Annotated in this window: 21 protein-coding genes; 16 read left to right on the plus strand and 5 right to left on the minus strand. The window is 71.2% G+C overall.

What is annotated here, in order from left to right; genetic code table 11:
- Window positions 1-297 precede the first annotated feature (297 nt).
- The 6 genes from IF78_RS0140525 to IF78_RS0140550 all read left to right on the plus strand — a co-directional run bounded on the left by IF78_RS0140525 (window position 298) and on the right by IF78_RS0140550 (window position 7,817).
- The gene (locus IF78_RS0140525) at window positions 298-1,386 is read left to right on the plus strand and encodes a LacI family DNA-binding transcriptional regulator (RefSeq protein WP_031487653.1); all 1,089 of its coding nucleotides are present in this window, start codon (window positions 298-300) and stop codon (window positions 1,384-1,386) included.
- Window positions 1,387-1,808: 422 nt separating this feature from the next.
- Window positions 1,809-3,152 carry an ABC transporter substrate-binding protein gene (locus tag IF78_RS0140530; RefSeq protein WP_031487654.1) on the plus strand — a complete coding sequence of 448 codons (1,344 nt, stop codon included), beginning with the start codon at window positions 1,809-1,811 and terminating at the stop codon, window positions 3,150-3,152.
- Window positions 3,153-3,162: 10 nt separating this feature from the next.
- Window positions 3,163-4,047, plus strand: coding sequence for a carbohydrate ABC transporter permease (locus IF78_RS0140535; RefSeq protein ID WP_031487655.1), 885 nt, complete (start codon window positions 3,163-3,165; stop codon window positions 4,045-4,047).
- Complete coding sequence (locus IF78_RS0140540; RefSeq protein ID WP_031487656.1) at window positions 4,047-4,985, plus strand: carbohydrate ABC transporter permease; 939 nt, start codon at window positions 4,047-4,049, stop codon at window positions 4,983-4,985. Before IF78_RS0140535 ends, IF78_RS0140540 begins: the two co-directional genes overlap by 1 nt.
- A 22-nt stretch (window positions 4,986-5,007) precedes the next feature.
- A complete protein-coding gene (locus IF78_RS0140545) occupies window positions 5,008-6,597 on the plus strand; it encodes a glycoside hydrolase family 43 protein (protein ID WP_031487657.1) in 1,590 nt (529 codons plus the stop codon).
- 167 nt (window positions 6,598-6,764) lie between these two features.
- The gene (locus IF78_RS0140550; protein WP_031487658.1) at window positions 6,765-7,817 is read left to right on the plus strand and encodes a LacI family DNA-binding transcriptional regulator; all 1,053 of its coding nucleotides are present in this window, start codon (window positions 6,765-6,767) and stop codon (window positions 7,815-7,817) included.
- Window positions 7,818-7,902: 85 nt separating this feature from the next.
- On the opposite strand, the gene IF78_RS0140555 is transcribed toward IF78_RS0140550, so the two are convergent.
- Window positions 7,903-8,721 carry a class I SAM-dependent methyltransferase gene (locus IF78_RS0140555; protein ID WP_031487659.1) on the minus strand — a complete coding sequence of 273 codons (819 nt, stop codon included), beginning with the start codon at window positions 8,719-8,721 and terminating at the stop codon, window positions 7,903-7,905.
- Between the two features lie 120 nt (window positions 8,722-8,841).
- Here IF78_RS0140555 and IF78_RS48750 point away from each other — a divergent pair, with 120 nt between their 5' ends.
- Together IF78_RS48750 and IF78_RS0140565 are read left to right on the plus strand one after the other, a co-directional pair.
- A complete protein-coding gene (locus IF78_RS48750; RefSeq protein WP_158751671.1) occupies window positions 8,842-9,045 on the plus strand; it encodes a hypothetical protein in 204 nt (67 codons plus the stop codon).
- A 188-nt stretch (window positions 9,046-9,233) separates the two neighbouring features.
- Window positions 9,234-10,388, plus strand: coding sequence for a ferritin-like domain-containing protein (locus IF78_RS0140565; RefSeq protein WP_037642552.1), 1,155 nt, complete (start codon window positions 9,234-9,236; stop codon window positions 10,386-10,388).
- A gap of 217 nt (window positions 10,389-10,605) precedes the next feature.
- Here the strand turns inward: IF78_RS0140565 and IF78_RS0140570 are convergent, their stop codons facing one another.
- Window positions 10,606-11,253 carry a ThuA domain-containing protein gene (locus tag IF78_RS0140570; RefSeq protein ID WP_031487662.1) on the minus strand — a complete coding sequence of 216 codons (648 nt, stop codon included), beginning with the start codon at window positions 11,251-11,253 and terminating at the stop codon, window positions 10,606-10,608.
- 158 nt (window positions 11,254-11,411) lie between these two features.
- Here IF78_RS0140570 and IF78_RS0140575 point away from each other — a divergent pair, with 158 nt between their 5' ends.
- A complete protein-coding gene (locus IF78_RS0140575; protein ID WP_031487663.1) occupies window positions 11,412-12,044 on the plus strand; it encodes a VOC family protein in 633 nt (210 codons plus the stop codon).
- Window positions 12,045-12,115: 71 nt separating this feature from the next.
- Window positions 12,116-12,523: a VOC family protein gene (locus IF78_RS0140580; RefSeq protein WP_031487664.1), complete on the plus strand. Its 408-nt coding sequence runs from the start codon at window positions 12,116-12,118 to the stop codon at window positions 12,521-12,523.
- Here IF78_RS0140580 and IF78_RS0140585 read toward each other — a convergent pair.
- Together IF78_RS0140585 and IF78_RS0140590 are read right to left on the minus strand one after the other, a co-directional pair.
- Window positions 12,500-13,192 carry a helix-turn-helix domain-containing protein gene (locus IF78_RS0140585; protein WP_031487665.1) on the minus strand — a complete coding sequence of 231 codons (693 nt, stop codon included), beginning with the start codon at window positions 13,190-13,192 and terminating at the stop codon, window positions 12,500-12,502. The two genes, IF78_RS0140580 and IF78_RS0140585, sit on opposite strands and share 24 nt — an antisense overlap.
- Window positions 13,193-13,325: 133 nt before the next feature.
- Window positions 13,326-14,261: an AraC family transcriptional regulator gene (locus IF78_RS0140590; RefSeq protein ID WP_031487666.1), complete on the minus strand. Its 936-nt coding sequence runs from the start codon at window positions 14,259-14,261 to the stop codon at window positions 13,326-13,328.
- Between the two features lie 323 nt (window positions 14,262-14,584).
- Here IF78_RS0140590 and IF78_RS0140595 point away from each other — a divergent pair, with 323 nt between their 5' ends.
- Window positions 14,585-15,436 carry an NAD(P)H-binding protein gene (locus IF78_RS0140595; protein ID WP_031487667.1) on the plus strand — a complete coding sequence of 284 codons (852 nt, stop codon included), beginning with the start codon at window positions 14,585-14,587 and terminating at the stop codon, window positions 15,434-15,436.
- A 153-nt stretch (window positions 15,437-15,589) separates the two neighbouring features.
- Here the strand turns inward: IF78_RS0140595 and IF78_RS0140600 are convergent, their stop codons facing one another.
- Window positions 15,590-16,738: a YihY/virulence factor BrkB family protein gene (locus IF78_RS0140600; RefSeq protein ID WP_031487668.1), complete on the minus strand. Its 1,149-nt coding sequence runs from the start codon at window positions 16,736-16,738 to the stop codon at window positions 15,590-15,592.
- Between the two features lie 139 nt (window positions 16,739-16,877).
- Here IF78_RS0140600 and IF78_RS0140605 point away from each other — a divergent pair, with 139 nt between their 5' ends.
- From IF78_RS0140605 to IF78_RS51050, 5 genes are all read left to right on the plus strand, one after another.
- Window positions 16,878-18,512 (plus strand): isovaleryl-CoA dehydrogenase, encoded by a 1,635-nt coding sequence (locus IF78_RS0140605; protein ID WP_031487669.1) that lies wholly within the window; start codon window positions 16,878-16,880, stop codon window positions 18,510-18,512.
- Window positions 18,513-18,878: 366 nt separating this feature from the next.
- Window positions 18,879-20,168, plus strand: a complete 1,290-nt coding sequence (locus tag IF78_RS0140610) for a GAF domain-containing protein (RefSeq protein WP_031487670.1) — start codon at window positions 18,879-18,881, stop codon at window positions 20,166-20,168.
- Between the two features lie 190 nt (window positions 20,169-20,358).
- Window positions 20,359-21,648 carry a hypothetical protein gene (locus tag IF78_RS0140615; protein ID WP_031487671.1) on the plus strand — a complete coding sequence of 430 codons (1,290 nt, stop codon included), beginning with the start codon at window positions 20,359-20,361 and terminating at the stop codon, window positions 21,646-21,648.
- A 108-nt stretch (window positions 21,649-21,756) separates the two neighbouring features.
- Window positions 21,757-22,329 (plus strand): GNAT family N-acetyltransferase, encoded by a 573-nt coding sequence (locus IF78_RS0140620; RefSeq protein WP_031487672.1) that lies wholly within the window; start codon window positions 21,757-21,759, stop codon window positions 22,327-22,329.
- Between the two features lie 126 nt (window positions 22,330-22,455).
- A complete protein-coding gene (locus IF78_RS51050) occupies window positions 22,456-22,539 on the plus strand; it encodes a putative leader peptide (protein ID WP_310591794.1) in 84 nt (27 codons plus the stop codon).
- Window positions 22,540-22,662: the final 123 nt, after the last annotated feature.

The following is a 22,662-nucleotide window of genomic DNA, read 5'->3' on the forward strand; positions in this document are numbered from 1 at the left end:
CGCCTCACAGCCGAATCCACCCCGAGCTGGCGCGGCACCTAGAACCTCAACGAATTAGGGCATCCAGGGACTAAACAACGGAACGAAACGCCCTCTGAGGGCGCGCACCACCCAACCGGCCCGCTCGGGCGTGCACGCCGGCCGGCAGGCCTGCGCTCGGCCCCGTCCAGGGAGGCTCTTGCTTGCCACCCCGCACACCCCGGCCGTGCCCGTCGGCACTCGGCGGGCACAGTCCCCCGGAGAAGCCATGGGATACGGTTTCCGTGAGGCAGGCGCGACGGTGAAGGAGCCGCAAGGGTGAGTCAGCGCAAGGCGTCCGGCGACGCCGGTCGGGCCACCATCCGGGACGTGGCGGAGCGCGCGGGCGTCTCGGTCGCCAGCGTGTCGCGCGTCCTGTCCGGCAACTACCCGGTCTCGGAGGACCTGCGCCGCCGGGTGATGAAGGTCGTCCGGGACCTGGACTACGTCACCAACGCCCACGCCCGCTCCCTGGCCGGCGGTGGTACGCCCACCGTGGCCATCCTCATCAACAACATCACCGGCGCCGCGTTCGCCCATGTGGCCAGGGGCGTGGAGGGTGCCGCCACCCTGCGCGGCTGGCTCTCACTGGTGGGGACCACCGGTGACGATCCCGAGCGGGAGCTCGCCCTGGTCAACCTCATGCGCCAGCAGGGCGTCGCGGCCGTGGTGCTGCTGGGCGGCGCCTACGACTACGACGAGTACCAGCTGCGCATGGCCCGGTTCGCCCGTTCCCTGGATGCCGCCGGGTCCCATCTGGTGCTGGTGGGCAGACCTCCGCTGGAGGGCGACGTGCCGGCGACGACGGTGGACTACGACAACGAGGGCGGCGCCTACGCCATGGCCAGCCACCTGCTGTCGGCCGGCCACCGGCGGGTCCTTGTGCTGCCGGGGCACTCCGAACTCACCACCGCCCAGGGGCGCTTGAGAGGCGCGCAACGTGCCTTCGAGGCGTACGGCGTGCCCCTCGAAACGGGGCTCGTGCGGCACGGCCCGTACGACTACGAGCACGGGTACGAGGCCGTCGAGGCGGCCTTGGCGGAGACCCCCGACTTCACGGCGGTGCTCGCCGGCACGGACGTCGTCGCCGCGGGCGCCATGCAGGCCCTGCGCGCGGCGGGGCTGCGGGTGCCCGAGGACGTGTCGATCGTCGGCTACGACGACATCCCGCTCGCCTCCCAGCTCACGCCCCAACTCACCACCGTGCACGTGCCGTACGAGGAGATGGGCCGGGTCGCGCTGCGCGCCGTGGCCGACCGGCGGGAGGGCGGCGGGGGGCGCCGCAGGGGCAGCGACGGCGACCATCTGGTGCTGGGCACCCATGTCGTCGTACGCAACTCCGTACGGCCGCCTCGACTGCGGGACTGAGCCGCGGAACCGTGCGCGGGCTGTGCCTGGTCGAGAGACGTTGAGATGCGTCCGGGCGTGCGTTACGTAATCGGTTTCCCTAAGATTATCCTCTTCACGCGGAGCCGGTGAACGCATCGCCGCCGGCCTGCCCCGCTGTCCGTCGAGCACCCGTGACCTGCGAGTTCGCCCGTCCAGCGGCCATCCACCCGCACACCCTCGCCGATAACTCCGACGACCATCCGCCGTAACAAATCGCCGCGCACCTCTTGCTATGGGTGGAGACGTCGTCCTACCGTCCCTGCAACCGCTTACTACAGCTTCTGCTTGGCCGACCCCCCGCAACCGCGAGCCGACGTTTTCCGGCCGCCGTTCCTGGCCGGCACCACCGAGCCGCCGTCCTCTCGTTCTGAGAACGCCCAATTCCGAAGGATCACGGTCAGATGAACTTCACCAGCCCCCGGAGAAGGTTCGCCTCCGCCGCCGTCGCGGGAATCGCCCTGACAGGTCTGCTCGCCGCATGCGGCGGGAACGACTCCTCGGACTCCGACTCCGGGTCCAAGGCCTCCGGCCCGGTCACCCTGGACTTCTGGGGGTGGGCCAACGGGCAGGAGGCCGTCGTCAAGGCGTTCAACGCCTCGCACAAGGACGTCCAGCTCAAGTACACGAAGGTCACCGACCAGCTGACCATGCAGAAGCAGCTGACCAACGCGGTCAAGGCGGGGAACGCGCCCTGTCTGCTGCAGAACACCGGTGAGTACGTGACCAGTTGGGTCTCTCAGGGTGCGCTCGCCGACATCACCCAGTACGTCGAGTCGAGCAAGGACAAGTTCAACGCCGGCTCGTGGGCGACCGGTCAGGTGCAGGGGAAGGTATACGGGGTGCCGACCGCCTCGGCGCCCGCCTTCACCATCTACCGCACCGACATCTTCGAGAAGTACGGGCTCAAGGCCCCGGCGACCTGGGACGACTTCATCGCCGCGGGCAAGGAGCTGAAGAAGCACGACATCAAGATCACCAACTACGCCGGTGAGGACCCGAGCACCCTGGAGGTGCTGGCCATGCAGGCCGGGGCGCACTGGTACAGCATCGACGGCGACTCCTGGGTGGTGAACTTCCAGGACGAGGGCACGCTCAGGGCCGCGAAGGTGATCCAGGAGATCATCGACAACGACCTGAACTCCAAGCTGTCGTTCGCCGACTACGCGGCCGTGCAGCGCAACTACGACGAGGGCGGCACCGCGACCCGGCAGATCTCCACCTGGCAGATGTCCGGCATGGTGCAGAACTTCACCAAGTCCTTCGGCGACTGGGCGCTGTCCCCCTGGCCGACCTTCAAGGGCGAGGCGGCCAAGACGCCCGCCGGTACCAACCAGAGCGGCAACCTGACGCTCGTCACCGAGGGCTGCGAGTACAAGGAGCAGGCCGCCGAGGCGGCGCTGTGGATGTCGACCGACAGCGGCGCGGTCAAGACCATGGCGAGCCCGGAGACCGGCAGCGGGGTGATGCCCGCGCTGGCCGACAGTGACTCGTATGTCTCCGAGGCGATCTCCGAGAAGCTGCTCGGGAAGAACTACGAGCCCGCGAAGAAGGTCGTCACCGACAGCCTGGGCACCATCACCACCGACTGGACCTTCGGGCCCAACTGGACCGCGATGTTCACCGAGATGCAGGACGAGTGGGCCAAGGTCGTCAGCAAGGAGCAGAAGGTCACCGACCTCCTGGCGCACATGCAGGAGTGGACGGTGGGCGACCTGAAGCAGCGCGGAATCAGCGTCAAGGGCTGAGGCGGACTCGATGATTCGCTCCCAGCGCTGGAAGGGTGCCGCGTTCACGGTGCCCTTCCAGCTCGGCTTCGTCTTCCTTTATCTGCTCCCGATCGGCTACGCGGTCTATCAGTCGCTGTTTCTGCAGAAGCAGTCCGGGCTGGGGCTGGGTGGCGCGACCACGGAGTTCGTGGGCCTTGAGAACTACCAGAACGGGCTCACCGACTCGGCGTTCATGACCTCGATCCTGCGGGTCGTTCTCTTCGCCTGTGTGCAGATCCCGTTCATGCTGCTCGTCAGCCTGATCCTGGCGCTGTTCCTGGACGCGGTCAGCGCCAAGGTGGCCGGGCGGTTCCGGATCCTGCTGCTCGTGCCGTACATGATCCCGGGCGTCGTCGCCGCCATCGTGTGGATCAACCTGTACAGCCCGGCGGTGGGGCCGCTGACCCCGCTCGGTGACGTGTTCGGGTTCGACTGGAACTTCTTCGCGCCGTCCATGGTGTGGCCGGCCATCGGCAACCTGCTGACCTGGCACGGCATCGGCTACAACATGGTGATCATCTACGCCGCCCTCCAGGGCGTGCCCCGCGAGCTGTTCGAGGCCGCTCGGCTCGACGGCGCCTCCGAGCTGCGGATCGCGCTCAGCATCAAGATCCCGTTCGTGCGGGGGGCGCTCGTCCTTACGGCGCTGCTGTCGATCATCCAGATGCTCCAGATCTTCAACGAGCCCGCGCTGTTCCGGAACGTGACCCCGGAGACGGTCAGCGACAGCTTCACCCCGATCATGATCATCTACAACCAGGCGTTCAACGCCGCCAACTACCACTACGCCGCGGCCCTCTCGGTGCTGCTCGCCCTGATCCTCGGTGCGGCGTCCTTCCTCTTCTACCGGCTGACCTCGAGGGAGGCGGACTGATGGCGCTGACGGCCCATCGCAAGGAGAACGGCACACAGAGCGCTGTCGCCCCGCCCGGCCGGGGCGGCGTCCGCCGGCGCACCCGCCCCGACCCGGCCGCTCGCTCCCGCGGCGGGCAGCGTTTCCTGCTGCTCGGTCTCGTCATGGCCAGTGTCTACAGCCTCTTCCCGGTGTACTGGCTGATCATCGCCGCGACCAAGGACCGGGTGGGCCTGTACCAGAGCAACGGGCTGTGGTTCTCGGGCTGGCATCTGTGGGACAACCTGCAGCAGGTCTTCACCTACGAGGACGGCATCTTCCTGCGCTGGACCGCCAACTCGTTCCTGTACGCGGGTGTCGGCTCGCTCGGCGGCACGCTGATCGCCCTCGCCACGGGCTACGGTCTCGCGCGCTTCGACTTCCCCGGACGGGGTGTGGTGTTCGCAGCGGCGGTGGGGGGCCTGCTGATCCCGATCGCGTTGCTCACCCTGCCGCTGTATCTGCTGTTCTCGGCGATCGGCATGGTGGACACCCCTTGGGCGATGCTGATCCCGTGTCTGATCAACCCGTTCAGCGTCTATCTGGCCAAGGTGTACACCGAGGCCACGATCCCGTTCGAGCTCTTGGAGGCGGCGCGCATCGACGGCGCCGGTGAACTGCGGATCTTCTTCAGCATCGTGCTGCGGATGATGACGACGGGCGGTGCGACGGTCTTCCTGCTCGCCTTCGTCAACACCTGGAACGCCTTCTTCCTGCCGCTGACCGTGCTGCGCGGCGAGGAGAACTGGACGCTCAATCTCGGTCTGTACAACTGGTCCGGCAAACGCCTGGAGTCGGGCATCGACGTGACCAGTCTCGTCCTGACGGGTGCGCTGCTGTCCATCATCCCGATGGCGATCATGATGGTCGCGATGCGGCGCTACTGGCGCAGCGGCGTGACCTTGGGTGCCCTGAAGTGACCGTAGCCCCGGGAGCGTTCGAGTGACCCTGCTGCACAACCCCGTCATCCGCGGTTTCGCCCCGGACCCCTCCCTGGTCCGGGTCGGCGACTGGTACTACGTGGCGACCAGCTCCTTCGAGTGGTTCCCGACGATCCCGGTCCACCGTTCCCGGGACCTGGCCCACTGGGAGTACGCGGGCCATGTCCAGGGCGCGGTCCCGGGCGACTCGCTGGCCGGTGTCCCCGACTCGGGCGGCATCTGGGCGCCGTCGCTGAGCTGGGACGGGGAGCGGTTCTGGGTGGTGTACTCGATCGTGCGCTCGGTCGGGACGCCGTACTTCGACCTGGACACGTATGTCTCCACGGCCACGGAGGTCGACGGCGAGTGGAGCGCCCCGCGCCGTATCGCCGGTCACGGCTTCGACCCGGCGCTCTTCCATCACGAGGGCCGGCTGTGGCTGCTCAACATGCAGAGCGACCACCGGCCGGGCGGGCAACGGTTCGCTGGGATCGTGCTCACCGAGCTGGACCGCGAGACGCTGGCCTCCATCGGTGACACGCACTTGCTCCTCCAGCACGAACGGCTCATCGAGGGGCCGAAGTTGCTGTGCCGCGACGGCTGGTTCCACCTGGTGCTCGCGGAGGGCGGCACGGGGGTCGAGCACGGTGTGCTGGTGGCGCGCAGTCGAGCCATCACCGGGCCGTACGAGCTCGACAGCCGGCCCTTGCTGACCACGCGCGACGATCCGTCGGTGCCGTTGCAGAAGGCCGGGCACGCGGAGCTGGTCGAGACGCCGGGCGGCGAGTGGGTGATGAGCCACCTCACGGCCCGTCCGCTCCGGACGCCGGACGGGCCACGCTGCCCCCTCGGCCGTGAGACGGCGATCCAGGCGGTGACCTGGGACGAGGCGGGCTGGCCCAGGCTGCGGCACGGGGGCTGGCATCCGGCGGTCGAGGTCGACGTGGCGACACCGTCGGCCGAGCCGGAGCCCCGGCCCGCCGATCCCGACGAGCCGTTGAGCTGGCCCTGGAGCACCCTGCGCGGCTACGCCGACCCGAGCTGGGCCGACACCACCGGCCGCCCCGGCTGGATCAGGCTGACCGGCCGGCACGGTCCCGAGTCGCGGTGGGCGCACAGCCTGCTCGCCCGGCGGATCACCGAGCACCGCGCGGAGGCCGAGGTCACGGTGGAGGCGAGTCCGCGCACGTTCACGCAGGCCGCCGGGCTGGTCCTCCGGTACAACTCGGAGGCGTACCTGAGCCTGGACCTCACCTGGGCGGAGCCCGCGGGCGAGGGGCAGCACGGGCAGCAGTGGCGCGGGGGCGGCCGTACGGTGCTCCGGCTCGTGGAGCGGGAGGAGTCGGGCACCCGGCTGGCCGCGGTCGTGGAGGTGGACGCGAGCGTGCCGTTGACCTTGGGCGTGACGGTCGACGACGGGCAGGCGCGGTTCTGGTACGTCCGCCAGGGTGAGCGCACGCCGATCGGGCCGCCGCTGGACTTCACCAAGCTCTCCGACGACTACGGCTCCAAGTTGCGCTTCACCGGGGCGATGGCGGGCGTCCATGCCGTGGATCTCGTCGACGCCGCGTTCACGGCCGACTTCACGGGGTTCCGCCTCACCTGCTGGTAAATCCCCGGCCCTGTTCGAAGTTTCGAAAGCCAGGGCACGTGCGCACCTTGCGAACTCCGGCCTCTTCCGGGCTCCTTGCGGCGAACCTAGGGTAGGAAGCGCTTACTGTTTCCGCGCTGGTCGAAAACTTTTCATGGCCCTCGGGCGGGCCGGAGAGGTGGTTCCCGATGGTCCGTACGGGCAGTGCGAGCATGGCGGCCGGGCCGACCCTGGCAGTCGTGGCCCGCGAGGCCGGGGTGTCCGTGCCGACCGCTTCCAAGGTGGTCAACGGCCGGGAAGACGTCGCTCCCGAGACCCGCCGCCGGGTCACCGAGGCGCTGGACCGGCTCGGCTATGTCCGCAGACCCCGCTTCGACGCGGCGAAGACGCCGGGACTGGTCGACCTCGTCGTGCACTCGCTGGACACCTCCTGGTCGGGTGCGGTGCTGCAGGGGGTGGAGGCGGCGGCCCACGACGCGGGGCTGGAGGTCGTGGTCTCCGCCGGGCTGACCCGAACCCGGGGCGCCCGTCCGGAGCGGGGCTGGCTGGACAAGCTCATCGCGCGCGGCTCGTCCGGGGTGCTGTTCAATCTGGCCGAGCTGACGGCGTCGCAGTACGCGTGGCTGGAGCAGCACCGCATCCCGTTCGTCATGATCGACCCGGTGCTGGAGCCTCCGGCGGGCGTGGTGTCGGTGGGCGCGGCGAACTGGCACGGTGGCGTGACGGCGACCGAGCACCTGCTGTCCCTCGGCCACGAACGCATCGCCGTCATAGCCGGGCACCAGCGCAAGATGTGCAGCAACGCCCGGGTGGCCGGCTACCGCTCCGCGCTTGCCTCGGCCGGGATACGGCACCGGCCCGAGTACGTCCGTCACGCGGGCTTCGACGAGAGCGTCGCCCACCGCCGCATGCTGGACCTCCTCGACCTGCCGGAACCGCCGACGGCCGTCTTCGTCTGCTCGGACCGGATGGCCCTCGGCGTCTACCAGGCGCTGGCGGAAAGGGGGTTGAGTGTCCCGCACGACATGAGCGTGGTGGGCTTCGACGACCTGCCGGAGGCCCGCTGGATCAGCCCCGCCCTCACCACGGTCCGCCAGCCGCTGTCGGAGATGGCGGCGACGGCACTGCGGCTGCTGGTGCGGATGATGGACGGGGACCGGCCGGAGAGCACGCGGACGGAGCTGTCGACGCGATTGGTGGAGCGGAGTAGCACGGCGGGCCCCCGGGAGGGGCCGCGGTGAGGAGGTGCCGTTCCATGCAGCCGGCCTGATCCGCCGGACAGGCCCTACTTTCCCGATCTTTGCGGCGCCTCGCCGCGCAGCGTGCTCAGCGGCGCGCGCGGGCGAGCAACGCCGCGTGGGGCAACGTCAGTACACCGTCCTCGTCGGCGAACTCCGCGCTGAGGTGGTCGAAGTGGCGTTTGATCTCCGCGCGGACGCGGGGCGTCTGGCTCTGCACCATCTGTCCGCCGAAAGCGATGCCCGCCGCGGGTCCGCTCCACCACTCTTCGGCGCCCGCCCGGTGATTCCACCGCAGGGTCTCGCAGACGGCGTCGCGCAACCCTGCCGCGTTCATCAGCCCGGACAGGCCGTTCTCGTCCCGGGGAAAGTCGTCTTCGGGCGCGAGTCCCGTGGGCAGGTGCGGCGGGCGTACCGCACCCGCGGCTTGGATCGCGCGGCCGAGGAGGGCCTGCCCCGCGTCCGGTGGTACCGCCCAGATGGTCAGCCCGACGCAGCCGCCCGGCCTGAGGACCCGGCGCAGCTCGGTGAGGGCGAGCCCGGGCCGGCCCACGTGGTTCAGTACGAAGTTGGCCGTGACGGCGTCGAACTCGCCGTCCGAGAAGGGCAGTTCGGGGAGGGCGGCCACGCGCACGTCGGCCGTGGGCGCGGCTCGCGCGGCCAGATCGACCATGGTCGGCTCCGCATCCACGGCCGTCACCTTCGCGCCCCGTGCGCATGCGGCCGCGGCGACCGTCCCGGGCCCCGTGCCGACGTCCAACAGCCATGAACCCGGCCCCACTTCAGCGGCGTCGAGCAACTGTGGCACCGCATGGGCACAGAGCCTGGCGTAGCTTCCGGCGTAGGCGATCGCCCGGCCCGCCCACATCAGCCGCTCACTTCGGTCGTACCTGTCGGAGCCGGTCATCGACACTGGCACACTCCCCCGTCGTCAGCCACGGTCAGCATGTCGCCTCGAGCCTAGGCGGAGGTTCCGTCCGCTCTCAGGCACGGGGTCCCGATGGGGTGCGGCGCCAGGCTGGTGGGCATGACCGCCGCGACGCCCGACGGGATCGTCACCGCGGCGGCCCCGCCGAACCGCTCCTCGATGAGCTGCGCGGGCCGGCACGACCTACTGATAAGGACGTCCCGCTCAACATCCTGTTCCTCGTCCAGCGCCCCGGGCTCCGACGCCAACCCCGACGTCGTCCCCGTCCGCGACACCCTCCGCCGGGCCGCGCTCGCCTGGTAGGAACCCGTTTCCGAACGCCGTACCGGAACCCAAACATTGGACCGACAGGGTGGCCGCGACGCCGATCGCCCCTTATGACCTGATAGTTGCCATTTTAACTGCTAGCTTCGCGAGCTGTCGGAGGGGTCCCGGGGGCGTTTCGAGCCGAGGCGGGACCAACGCTATGAGCTGAGGCGAGGGTGACAGGTATGAGCGAAGTGCCGGACGAGTCGGCGGTGGCTCCGTTCAAGCGCAGGAGTTTCCTGGCGTCGGCCGCACTGGCGGCCGGAGCGCCGGCCGCGGTCGCCGGCCCCGCGCAGGCCGCCGCGCTGCCGGAGGGCGGACCGCTCGCGGCGCCCGCTCTCGGGTCCGTGGCGCGTCTGCTGGCCGTTCCGGAGGACGGTCGCGGAGTCGCGTGGCTGAGGTCGGCCCTGCAGGTCGCCGTGGGCCTCGAACTCGCCACCATCCCGCCGTACTTGTGCGGCTGGTGGTCCGTCAAGGACCACGGCAGCGAGGTCGCGCGCATGCTCCGGCGCATCGTGGGCGACGAGATGTACCACCTGAGCATCGTCTGCAACCTGCTCGTGGCCGTGGGCGGAAGGCCGCGCATCAAGGCCGCCGCTCCGGTCTTCCCCGGCCCGCTCCCCGGCGGCGTGCGAGCCGGGGTGACCGTCTACCTGTCGGGCCTCACCAAGGCCTCCGTCCGCGATGTGATGATGGCGATCGAGGCCCCCGAGGAACCTCTCACCCGCAACGCGCAGAGCTCGCCGACCGTCGGCGAGTTCTATGTCGAGTTGCTGAACGCGTTCAAGGCGGTCCGGCCGGAACTCTCGGTGCGGGGACAGCTGTCCGAGTACGTCGGCGGCGACGAACTGCGGCCGATCGAGAACCTCGACCACGTCGAGCGCGCCATCGACATCATCAGGGAGCAGGGCGAGGGCACCGGAAGCTCCCCGGCCGAGTCCTTCGAGGACGACCACCCGGCGCACTACTACGCCTTCGGCGAGATCTACCACGGCCGGGAGCTGCGCGAGACCGACGACGGCTGGAGGTACGTCGGCCCGCCCGTGCCCTTCCCCGACGTGCGCCCCATGGCCCCGGTCCCGGCCGGCGGCTGGCCCAACCCACCGGCCCATGTCCGAGGGCTCCTGTTCCGCTTCGACGCGAACTACAGCACTGTGCTGGACGCCCTCGACGCGGCCTGGTCCGGCGGCGGCGAGCGCACGATGAAGGCGGCCGTCCACGCCATGCGCGGGCTGGAGTATCCCGCCGTCGAACTGATGGAGATCGGGATCCCCTACGCGCCGGGCCACACCTACGGCCCCCAGTTCCGCGCGCTCCCCAGGCCGCAACGCGTCTCGTGACACCACTGCGGCGGAGGGCCGCTCCGGCGAGCGAGCGGCCCTCCGCCGTGTCTAGGCCCTGTCGTTTGGATCATCCCGGCGTCGCGGGCCCTGGCACGCACTCCCCCACTGCCTTAAGGGCGTGGGGGACCCCCAGCCGCGTTGTCGTCGGTCGCCGACGCTCCGCGTCGACTCCCTCCTCCGCCTTGCAGCCATGCCCCGCTCGGGTCGGCCGGGCCTAGGCCAGTCCCGCCGACCAGGTGATCCCGCCCAGCAGATGCGCGCGGAAGTCCGGGTCCTCGTACGCCTCGCAGCCATGGCCGAGGGCCGTGTAGAAGACGCGGCCGGATCCCTGCTCACGGCACCACACCAGTGGGTGGTCCTCGCCCATGCCGCCTCCGTCGTACGACGACTCGTCGGCGCAGGCCAACACCCGTACCGCACCGCGGGGGTTGGGGCGGAAGTCGTACCACTCGTCGACGAAGTCCCATACGGCGGGCAGGTGCCGGGTCGCCGGATGGTCATGGTCCTCGACGACCGCTTTGCCGGGCTGGTACTCGGGGTGCCGGTCGAACCAGGCGCCCAGCAGCTCGCCGTAGTACGGCCAGGCGTACTCGGTGCAGGCCGCCGCGTGCACGCCGGTGAAGCCGCCGCCCGACTCGACGTACGCGGCGAGCCGCTCACGCCCGGCCGGGGTGAGCACCTCGCCGCTCGTGGACAGAAACACGACGGCCGCGTACCCGTCGAGAGGCCTCTCGAAAGCTTGCGGATCCTCGGTGTGGTGCACCTCGAAGTCGCCGATGGTGCGCACGGCTTCGACGCCGGCCGGGATGGATTCGTGCCGGTAGGCGGTGGTGCGGGTGTAGACGAGGAGTCGTGCGGACATGCGGTCGAGCCTAGGCGGGGCGGGGGCGGGGGCGGGGGCCCACTCCTGCCGGTGATCCGAAAATTTCGGCCCGACGTGTGCTCCACGAGCAGCCCGCTTCCCCCTGCCGACGCACAGGTGTTCCATATCGCGGGCCGCTCTGCGTAGCCTCGGCTGCGATGAACGCCATTCCCGCGCTCCTGGATCATCTCGTCCTCGCCACCCCCGACCTGGCCGCCACGGTCGCCGACTTCACCCGGCGCACGGGCGTGACCCCCGCACCGGGTGGCACCCACGTCGGGCTCGGCACCCGCAACTACCTCGTGTCCCTGGGCGGCACCAGCTACCTGGAGATCATCGGCCCGGATCCCGAACAGTCCGCGCCCGGGCAGCCCCGCCCCTTCGACGTCGGCGGGGTGACCGCGCCGCGCACGGTCACCTGGGCGATCAGTCCGCCGGACCTGGACGCGGCGATCGAGAGCGCCCGAGCCCAGGGCTACGACCCCGGGTCCGCGCAGGCGATGAGCCGCCGCAGACCCGACGGCACCCTGCTGGAATGGCGGCTCACCGACGGCGAGGACGCCCACCCCTCCGGTCTCGTCCCCTTCCTCATCGACTGGGGTACCTCGCCGCACCCGACGGCCTCGGATCTGCCCACCACACCGCTGCTGTCCCTCTCGGCGAGCGCCCCCGAGCCGGACGAGCTCCGGCCCCTGCTGTCGGCGCTCGGCACGGACCTCGACCTCACGACAGGCCCGGTGGAGATGACGTTCACCGTGGACACGCTCCTGGGCCCGGTGACCTTCCACTGAGCCCACGGGCCTCGCGGCCGGCGTCCGATTCCTTCAAGACCGGCCGCTCCCCGGCTGCCTACGGTGGCCGCATGACTCCACGTTTCGATGCCATCGGCCTCGTCGTCTCCGACATGGCCGCCTCCGTCGCCTTCTACCGCCGCCTCGGCTTCGCCTTCCCCGAGGGCGCCGAGAACGAGCCGCACGCCGAGGCCGGACTGCCGGGCGGGCTGCGGCTGTTGCTGGACACCGAGGAGACCGTACGGTCCTTCCTCCCGGACTGGCAGCCGCCCACGGGTGGCGGCCGGGCCGGGCTCGCCCTGCGGTGCGCGGATCCGGGTGAGGTGGACGCGGTGTACGAGGAACTGGTCGCCGCCGGCTGCCACGGCGAGCTCAAGCCGTGGGACGCCTTCTGGGGCCAGCGTTACGCCACCGTGCACGACCCGGACGGAAACGGCGTCGACCTGTTCGCGCCGCTATCCGCCCCGCCCGCCGAGTAGCTCGCCGAGCGGCAGGCCCGCCAACTCCTTGACGTCCCGCGCCAGATGGGCCTGATCGGCGAACCCGGCGCGGACGGCCGTCTCGGCGAATCCCACACCGTCCCGGGCCATGGCGAGGGCCCGCTGCATCCGCAGGATCCTTGCCAGCGTCTTGGGGCCGTAGCCGAAGGCGGTCAGCGACCGACGGTGCAACTGCCGTGCGCCGAGCCCGAGTTCGTCGGCGATGGCAGCGACGGGGCGCCCGGCGTCGAGGGCCGCGACGACCCGGCGTAGCAGCGGATCGGGTGCCTCCGCGTCGGCGGCCCGCTCCAGCGCCACGTCTTCGAGCGCGGTCACCGGGTCAGCAGCCGCCTCGATACGCCCGCTGAGCCGCCGCACCTCCGAGGCCGGCCACAGATCCGCGAGGTCGACGCGTCGGTCACGCACCTCGTGCGCGGGGACGCCCAGGAAGGCCGGGGCCGTACCGGGAGAGAAGCGAACGCCCGCCCAGGCACTGGGCTTCCCTTCGGTGAGGTACGCACGGGTGTCGGGCCCGGCAACCAGCAGCCGCCCGTCGTTCCAGAGCAGATCCATGCACCCGTCGGGCAGCACACGTCCGACGCCCGACCCACTGGGCGTGTTCGTCCACACGACGGCATCACCCAGCCGGGACACCCGCTCCGTGTACATACAGGCGAGGCTACGCCGCAGCGCCCTCGGGGGCGCGGGGATGTGGCGACACGCGGCTCCGCCGCGTGGGCACGACCAGCCGCACTCGGCCGCAGCCCGCAGCAAAGCCGCCCCACCCGACGGAACCCGGCACTTACGCGGCCCGCGCCCGATGCTCCTGCGGACTCACCCCGTACACCCGCTTGAACGCACTGGACAACGCGAACGCGCTTCCATAGCCGACCCTCCGCGCGATCGCGTCCAACGTGTCGTCGGTGTCCCGCATCGCATCCGCCGCCAACGCCAGCCGCCACCCCGTGAGGTACGTCATCGGTGGCTCCCCCACCAGCTCCGTGAAGCGCCGCCCCAGCGCGGCCCGTGACACCCCCGCCTTCGCGGCCAGCGAGGCGACCGTCCAGGGATGTGCTGGATCGTCCTGGACCAGCCGGAGGACCCGCCCGACGACCGGGTCCGCCAGTGCCCGGTACCAGGCCGGCGCCTCCGCCTCCGGACGGGAGAACCAGGCCCTCAGCGCGGCGATGACCAGCAGATCCAGCAGCCGGTCCAGGACGACCTCCTGACCGGGCTCGTCGCGGACGATCTCCTCCATGAGCAATGGCGTCAGGGGGCAGTTCCACACGTCGGCCGTGAGCGCCAGCAGTGGCGGCAGCGCGTTCAGCAGCCGCCCGCTGATCTCGCCCTCCCACAGATACGTGCCGATCAGCATGACGGCCGACCCGTCCAGCCGGTCGCCCCAGGTACGCACGCCCAGGTCCATCGAGCCGTTGAGGGAGCGTCCGTCGGGATAGCGGCACTCGGCGCCCGGCAGGATGAGGGCCTGGGGTGCGGTGCCGGGGTCGTCGGCGCAGGTGTAGGGGTCCGGGCCACGGGCGATGGCGAGATCGCCGGGCCGCAGCCGGATCCGATGCCCCTGGTCCGGGATCACCCAGGCCTCACCGCGAACCATGACCATGACGGTGAGCGGGGCGCGGTCCTCGACGCGGACGGACCATGGCGGCTCGAAACACGCGCGGATCATGAAGGCGCCACGCGCGCGTGGACCCTCCAGCAGACCTGCAAGGGCATCCATGTCGCCAGCGTAGGCCCCGGGCTCCTGTCCCTGACCCGGGGTGCAGCACGGCCGACGGCGGTACGACCCTTGTCGCCTCGCTGACCACCGGGGACGCCCGGCTCGACCGCGCGCAGGCGGCGGAGGCGGTTCGGGAAGCCCCAGCGCAGGCTCGTCGCCGAGGTGTTCCGCGGCGGGCGGACCGAGCCGGATCGGGCGACGGACTGAACCCGAAGCGGGCCCCGTGCGCGGTCGCCCACGAGCCCCGGCCTCGTGGACGACCGCGCATGGGAATGAGCCGTTCAGCGATGGGCCGTTGGGGCACCCGCCCGTTGACTGGAGCCATGACGAAGAACGCGGCCGACAAGGCGAGCAAGCGGCGGATGACGGTAGTGGTGACCGGTGCCTCGGGTCGTACGGGGAGCCGGGTGGCGGAGGCGGCGCGCGCGGCGGGGCTCACGGTGCGGGCCGCGTCCCGGACCCAGGGCTTCGACTGGGAGGACCCGACGACGTGGGCCGAGACCCTGCGGGACGCGGACGCGGCGTATCTGATGTACCCGTCGGACGTCGGCTCCCCCGCGGCGGCCGAGGGCGTCGGGGCACTCGCCCGGGAGGCGGTCGGGCTCGGCGTACGGCGGCTGGTGCTGCTGTCGGCACGCGGCGAGGACCAGGCGCTGGCGACCGAAGAGGCGCTGAAGTCGTCGGGCGCGGACTGGACGATCGTGCGGGGCGCGTGGTTCACGCAGAACTTCAGCGAGGGGCCGCTGGTGGAGGGCCTGGTCCAGGGGGAGCTGGTCTTCCCGGCGGGCGAGGTGCGGGAGCCGTTCGTCGACGTTCGGGACATCGCGGACGTGGTGGTGACCGTGCTGACGTCCGGCGACCGCCATGTGGGGCGGACGCTGGAACTGACCGGGCCTCGGCTGCTGTCCTGGCGGGAGGCGGTCGCGGAGATCTCCGCGGCGACGGGCGGCACGATCACGTACACGCCGGTCCCGACGCGGGACTACGGCGAGGCCCTGGCCGGTTTTGGGGTGCCGCCGGAGGAGGTGGAGCTGCTGGTCGAGGTCTTCGAGGGCCTGATGGACGGCCGGAACGCCCACGTCACGGGCGATGTACGTGAGGTGCTCGGCCGGGAGCCGCGGGACTTCGGCGACTTTGTTCGGGAAGCTGCGGCGGCGGGGGTCTGGAAGCCTTGAGCTGTTGGACCGCGCAGCCTGCGGGCAGTCGTGCCGCCGGGGCGGCTCCCGACCCACAGGAGGCGGCACCACGTCGCGCCGGGCTGGGCATCCCCCGGCCTCAGCCCAACGGACGCGCACCCCTCAACGCCGGGCCACAACAGCCCTGCGCTGTCAGGTCTGCTCCGAATCCTCCGGCTTGTGCGGCGTGTGGTGGGTGCTCTTCACATGGGTCCGCAGGCGCGACGACACGTCCTCCGGCGGCAGGAAGCGGGACCACCGCTCGGGGAACTCCGACGGCATGTCCGGGTCGTCGGGGTCCGACTCGCGGTTCGCGGCGTGGCGGGCCACGTACTCGGCGACCTGGGCCTCGCGCATCCGCTCGTTGGCGGCGCGGGCCGCGGCGGTCGCGGCGGCCGGCCAGACCCGGTCGATCGCGGCGTTCACCGCGGCCCCGACGAGCACGGCGAACGCGGACACACCGATCCACAGCAGGACGGCGACGGCGGCGGCGAGGGAGCCGTAGATCGTCGCCCCCTCGATCGTGTTCGTCAGGTAGATACGCAGCAGGAAGCTGCCCAGCACCCACATCCCGAGGGCGACCAGCGCGCCGGGCACGTCCTCGATCCAGGGTGAGCGCACCGGCACCGACACGTGGTACAGCGTCGTCAGGAACGCGATCGACAGGACGATGACGACCGGCCAGTACAGGACCTGCACCACGGTCTCCGACCACGGCACGATCCGCACCACCGCGTCCGGCCCGGCCACCATCAGCGGCAGCGCCACCGAGCCGATCAGCAGGGCCGCGATGAACAGCGCGAACGCCACCAGCCGGGTCTTGACGATGCCCCGGACGCCGTCGAGGCCGTACATCACGGTGATCGTGTCTATGAAGACGTTCACCGCCCGCGACCCCGACCACAGCGCGAACAGGAAGCCGACGGAGATGACGTCGGGGCGGCCGCCGTGCATCACGTCGTCCAGGATCGGCTGGGCGATCTGGCGCACGCCCTTGTCGGACAGGACGGTGCGCGAGGCCTCGATGAGGTTGGCCTCCAGGCTGCTGATGGTGTCGGTGCCGGTCCAGTCGTCGACGTAGCCGAGGAGGCCGATCATGCTGAGCAGCAGCGGCGGCACGGACAGCAGCGTGAAGAACGCGGCCTCGGCGGCGAGACCCAGGATGCGGTACTCGATGCAGGAGTTGACGGTGTCCTTGATCAACAGCCAGGCGGTCCTGCGTTTCGAGACGTTCCGGTAGAGGACACGCGCCCGGTGGAGACGGCCGGAGGTCCGCTGGGGGGATTCACTTGCTGGCTGCACGACCTAAAGGTATCCGCCGGGAGGGGGCGCACTCATAGCGGCGCCGGGTGCGCACACCGTCGCCACCTGCCCGGTCCCCCCGCCCCGCCGCTGTGTCAGGGTGGAAACCACCGCCCCACGGAGGGATAGGTTCACCGGCATGGCAGGCAGCACGCATACCGTGACCAACCAGCCCCCACCCCTGATCGGCTACGACGTCTACACCTCCGACCGCGCCCTGACCGAGGCCGTCGAACGGCATCTCGCCCCGGAACTGCTGGACGAGGCCCGAAGTGAGCTGGCCGCGCTCGGCCGGACCTGCGGCTCGGCGCAGGCGCAGGAGTGGGGGGTGCTGGCCAACGCGCACCCGCCGCGGCTGCGCACGCACGACCGCTACGGCCGCCGTATCGACGAGGTCGAGTTCCATCCGTCCTGGCACCGGCTGCTCGGCAAGGGAGTCGCGGCGGGGCTGACGGCTGCCTGGGTCCGGCCGGGCGGACATGTGCGACGGGCGGCCGCCTTCCTGCTGTGGACACAGGTCGACGCCGGCAACGGCTGCCCGCTGTCCATGACCCACGCGGCGGTACCGGCGCTGCGCACGGAACCCGGCCTCGCCGCCGAGTGGGAGCCCCTGCTGACGTCCATGATCTACGACCGTGAGCTGCGGCCCGCCGGGCAGAAGGCCGGGGCGCTGTTCGGGATGGGCATGACGGAGAAGCAGGGCGGCAGCGACGTACGCGCCAACACGACGACCGCGCGCCCCCTGCCCGACGGCGATTCCTACGAGCTGACCGGCCACAAGTGGTTCTGCTCGGCCCCCATGTCCGACGGCTTCCTCGTGCTGGCGCAAGCCCCCGGCGGCCTCACCTGCTTCCTCGTGCCGCGCGTACTGCCCGACGGCACCCGCAACGTCTTCCTCATCCAGCGGCTCAAGGACAAGCTGGGCAACCGCTCGAACGCCTCCAGCGAGGTCGAGTTCGACGGGACGTGGGCGCGCCGGGTCGGCGAGGAAGGGCGCGGGGTGCGCACCATCATCGACATGGTGGCCGCGACCCGGCTGGACTGTGTGCTCGGCTCGGCGGGGCTGATGCGGCAGGCCGTCGCTCAGGCGATCCACCACTGCTCCCACCGCGAGGCGTTCGGCGGGAAGCTCGTCGACAAGCCGCTCATGCGCAACGTCCTGGCCGACCTGGCCGTCGAGTCGGAGGCGGCGACCACCCTCGCGCTGCGCCTCGCGGCCGCCTACGACGACGGCCGCGAGCAGGAGCGGGCACTGCTGCGGATCGCGGTACCGGCCGCCAAGTACTGGGTGACCAAGCGCTGCACGCCGGTGACCGTCGAGGCGTCCGAGTGCCTGGGCGGCAACGGCTACGTCGAGGAGTCCGGGATGCCCCGGCTGGTACGCGAGTCCCCGCTCAACTCGATCTGGGAGGGCGCGGGAAATGTCCAGGCACTGGACGTGCTGCGGGCCTTGCAGCGAGAGCCGACGGCCCTCAACGCCTACCTCCAGGAGGTGGGCCAGGCCCGCGGCGCCGACCACCGCCTGGACACGGCGATCAAGGCCCTGCTGACAGAACTGGCGGATCTGGAGGGCATCGAGGCAAGGGCCCGCCGCCTGACGGAACGCCTCGCACTGGTCCTCCAGGGCTCCCTACTGGTCCGCTTCGCCCCACCGGAGGTGGCCGACGCGTTCTGCGCATCAAGGCTGGGCAACGACGGAGGCATGGCTTTCGGAACACTCCCCTCAACCTTGAGCCTGACGTCGCTGGTGGATCGGTCAAGGCCGCAGGCCTGACCGAAGGGGCGCGGGGCTATATCGATATGCGGCTCCGCCGCGTGGGCGCGACAAGCCACGACGCAGCCCGCAGACGCCAACGCACCTCAAGAGGCACTCCCTGTCGCGAAATTCGGCCGAACCGCCGGAGGTAGGGGGTGGTGCTGCGCCGACACGGCACCACCCCCACCAGGGCCCGTTCGAGGCCACGAACGCCGCTCGGGACGGCGTCGCTCAAGTTTCAACCAGCCCAGAGCGGTCCACCAGGGTTGCAAGGGGTTGCAACTTGTTGGCGTCTGTGGGCGGACTGTGCCCCTCCGCCAAAGGCGGACGGCACTATGAGAACCACAGGCAGGATGAGTCGGACCTGTTCTCCCGGGAGGGACCTTGGCGCTCTCGCCGACGGACGTGACACAGCTGGCCGCCGTGGACTCGGCGCGGGCGGCGCGGGTGCTCAGCGACGTCCGCGCCGCCACGCTCGCCGGGCAGCGCGCGCCGGTCGCGCCGCGCCCGGTGATCGAGCAGTCCTGGGAACGCATGCTGCGCAACGGGGTCGACCCGGACCACGACTTCCGCTCCGGGCTGCTGTCCCGCGAGGAGGTGCAGCGGCGCCGCGAGTCGACCACGCTCCGGCATGTACTGCCGGTGCTGCGCGAGGGGCTGCTCTCGGTCGCGGACATCGCCCACCACATCATGGTGGTCGCCGACGACGAGGGCCGGGTGCTGTGGCGGGAGGGCAACTCCTCAGTGCTGCGCAAGGCCGACGGGCTGGGGTTCGAACTCGGCGCCGACTGGCGGGAAAGCGTCGTCGGCACCAACGGCGTGGGGACCCCGGCGGTGGTGCGGCGGCCCGTGCAGGTCTTCGCCTCCGAGCACTTCCAGCGCTCCCAGACCTCCTGGACCTGCACCGGCGCCCCCATCACGGACCCGCGCGACGGCCGGCTGATCGGCGTGGTGGACATCAGCGGGCCGCTGGAGACCATGCACCCGGCCACGCTCGCCTGGGTCGACTCGGTGGCCAAGCTCGCCGAGGCCCGGCTGCGCGAGCTGCATCTGACCTCGTTGGAGCGGCTGCGCGCGGTGGCGGCGCCGGTGCTGGCGGGGATCGCCGGGCGGGCCCTGGTGGTGGACCGGGACGGCTGGACCGCCGCGGTGAGCGGGATGCCGTACACGAAGCGGATCGCGCTGCCCAAGTCCCTGTCGCCGGGCCGCCGGTGGCTGCCGCCGCTCGGCCTGTGCTCGGTGGAACCGCTGGCGGGCGGCTGGCTGCTGCGGCCCGCCGACGAGCCGGTGCCGGCCGGGGCGACGCGGATCGCGCTGGACCTGACGCAGCCGCGCCGCTGGTCGGTGACCGTGTCCGGCGGCGCGGGCTCCTGGAGCCATGAACTGAGCCCCCGGCACGCCGAGTTGCTCTACCTGCTGGCCCTGCACCGCACCGGCCGCAGCGCGGCGGGGCTGGCCGAGGACATGTTCGGGGACGCGGGCCGTACGGTGACGGTGCGGGCCGAGATGTCCCGCGTACGGCGCTATCTCGGGGCGTTCCTGGAGCACCGGCCGTACCGCTTCCGTGAGGACGCGGAGGTCGGGGTGCTGCTGCCGGACGACCCACGCGACCTGCTGCCGCATTCGACGGCGCCTGCTGTGGTGCGGGGGCGTTTGTCGGCCGAGGCACGCTGAAGGCCGGGTGCGCTGTGACGCCTCTACGCCACCGGACCGGCGTTCGAAGGAACCGTCTTCCGCATATTTGCGGGGTCTTAGTCCGCAAGCCCGCCCACCTGCCGTAGCATCCCTGTACGGGCCACCCCACCTGCTCCTTTGGTCAACACACGGACCAATAGAGGCAGTTGGCTCGCCTCGGGAGGTTGTGATGAAGCACCGCGGCAGACACCGCCGACGCAAGCAGGGCCGTGCGGTACGCGCGTTCCTGGCCGGAACCGCCCTGGCGCTCACCGCCGCCGCCACGATGATCAGCGCCTCACAGGCCACCGTCGGTGACAATCCCGGGGCGCTGGAGCCTCTCACCAGGGACGCCGACACCCGCGCGCTCCGGCTCCAGGAGCAGTTGGTCCCGCAGGCCACGCTCGACGAACTCGCCTCCGGGATGGGCGAGCCGGTCGGTGTGCGCGCCGTCCTGGAGAGCGCCGACCGCACTCTGCGCGCCGCGTCCGGCTGTACGGCCGCCGAACGCACGGCGCTGCCGCTCGCGCCGGCCGCCACGCGCGCGTACTGCTGGGACGCCGCCGACACCCGGAACTGGCGGGCGGGCGCGGTCACCACCTCGGGGGACGCCGACGACGACGGCTGGTGGAACGACAACCGGGTGCTGCTCTCCGGCTGGGGCCGGGGCACCGCCGACCGGGGCCTCGCCCGGGTCGCCTTCGTCGACGCGAACGACCTGGACCATCTCAGGTACGCCTCGGCCCTTCTCGTCGTTCCGGTGGACGGCGGACGCGACTACCGCGCCCTGTCCTCCCGTTTGACCGGCATGGTCTGGTACCAGGACAAGCTGCTGGTGACCGCCGCCGACGGGCTGTACGTCTACGACATGAACCGCGTCCAGCGCACCACGGTCGACAGCGCCGCCGTGGGCCGCGTCGCGGGCGGATGGTCGGCGCACGGCCAGCGCTTCGTCCTGCCGGCCGTCGGCTCCTACCGTCTGACCGGCGCGGGCACCGCGCCCCGCCTCGGCGCCATCTCCCTCGACCGCGGCACGGCGCCCGACAGCCTGGTCGCGAGCGAGTGGACGCCTGCCGACAGCGAGCGGCCCGCCCGCCTCTGGCGCTACGACTTCGGCAAGGACCCGGCCCGCCCCGGCCTGCTGGCCACCGACGCCACCGGAGCCGCGTCCGCGGTCGAGGCGTACGAGACGGAGGCGTCCGGCATCAGGGGCCTGCTGTCGCACCGGGCCGACGGGACGGACCGCTCCGACTGGTACCTGGGCCGCGCCCCGGGCGCCACGGACCGGCAGGGCAGCCTGTGGCGCCAGGACACCGAGGGCGCCGAGGCGACCCGCTGCGGCTCGGAGAACGCCCCGCGCTGCTGGGGCGTCCAGGCGGGCCCCCTGTCCTACTGGGAGGCGACCGGCGAGGTGTGGTCCCAGTCGGGCCGGGCGCTGTTCGCGGTGCCGCTGACGTCGATCGACGAGGCACTGGGCTAGCGTCCGGGAGCTTGTGGGCGGAAGGCCGGGCTCGGGTGCCGGCATCCCCGTACGGCCGCCGTCGCCGTCGATCGACAGATCGGCCGTTCGGATGATTCCCTGGCGGCCATGACCAACATCCCCGTGACCACCTGGTCCCTGGAGCAGACCTCGCCCAGCGACGTCGTCCCGGCCGCCGCCCCGGAGGGTGACGTCCGGATCGTGCGGGCCGAGGTGCCCTCGCCCGAATTCAGCCGGTTCCTGTACGCCTCCGTCGGCGGGGACATCCGGTGGACCGACCGGCTCGGCTGGTCGTACGCGCAGTGGGAGGCGTATCTGGCGCGTCCGGGTGTCGAGACGTGGGTCGCCCATGACCGGGGTACGCCGGCGGGATACGTGGAGCTGGAGCCGCAGGACGACGGGATCGTGGAGATCGTCTACTTCGGCCTGATCCCGGCCTTCCGCGGACGGCGGATCGGCGGGCACCTGCTGGCGTACGGCGCCGCACGCGCCTGGGACCTCGCGGACCGCTGGCCGGGGGTGACGCCGACCAAGCGGGTGTGGCTGCACACCTGCAGCAAGGACGGGGAGCACGCCATGGACAACTATCTGCGGCGTGGCTTCAAGCTCTTCGACACCAAGGTCGAGGAGGAGGCCGAGATGGCCGCGCCCGGTCCGTGGCCGGGGGCGTACCCTGGCTGAGCTGGGCAGAAACGGCCGATACCGGCCATGTGACCGACGACACCCTTGTCTCCCGCTACGAGACAAGGGTGTCCGCATGACGGACAAAGCTGGACTGTGTCCAGATCGCCATGCCACGCTTCCGTCATGTCTGGAACTGGAATTGCCTTGGTGAGTCGGCGGCACGTCGACCTCGGCCGCATGTCCAGCGCCATCTGTCCGGCGCGCTGACAGCCGCACAGCGCCCGACATCTCCCCCTTTACTTCATTCCCGCGCAATGACGCGCAGGTCTGCCCATGCGCATGTACGCGCAGGTCAGAGCCGCTTGCCCGCCTGTCCCGAAGGACGTATCA

The sequence above is a fragment of the Streptomyces bicolor genome, from assembly GCF_000719285.1.
Lineage (GTDB): Bacteria > Actinomycetota > Actinomycetes > Streptomycetales > Streptomycetaceae > Streptomyces > Streptomyces bicolor.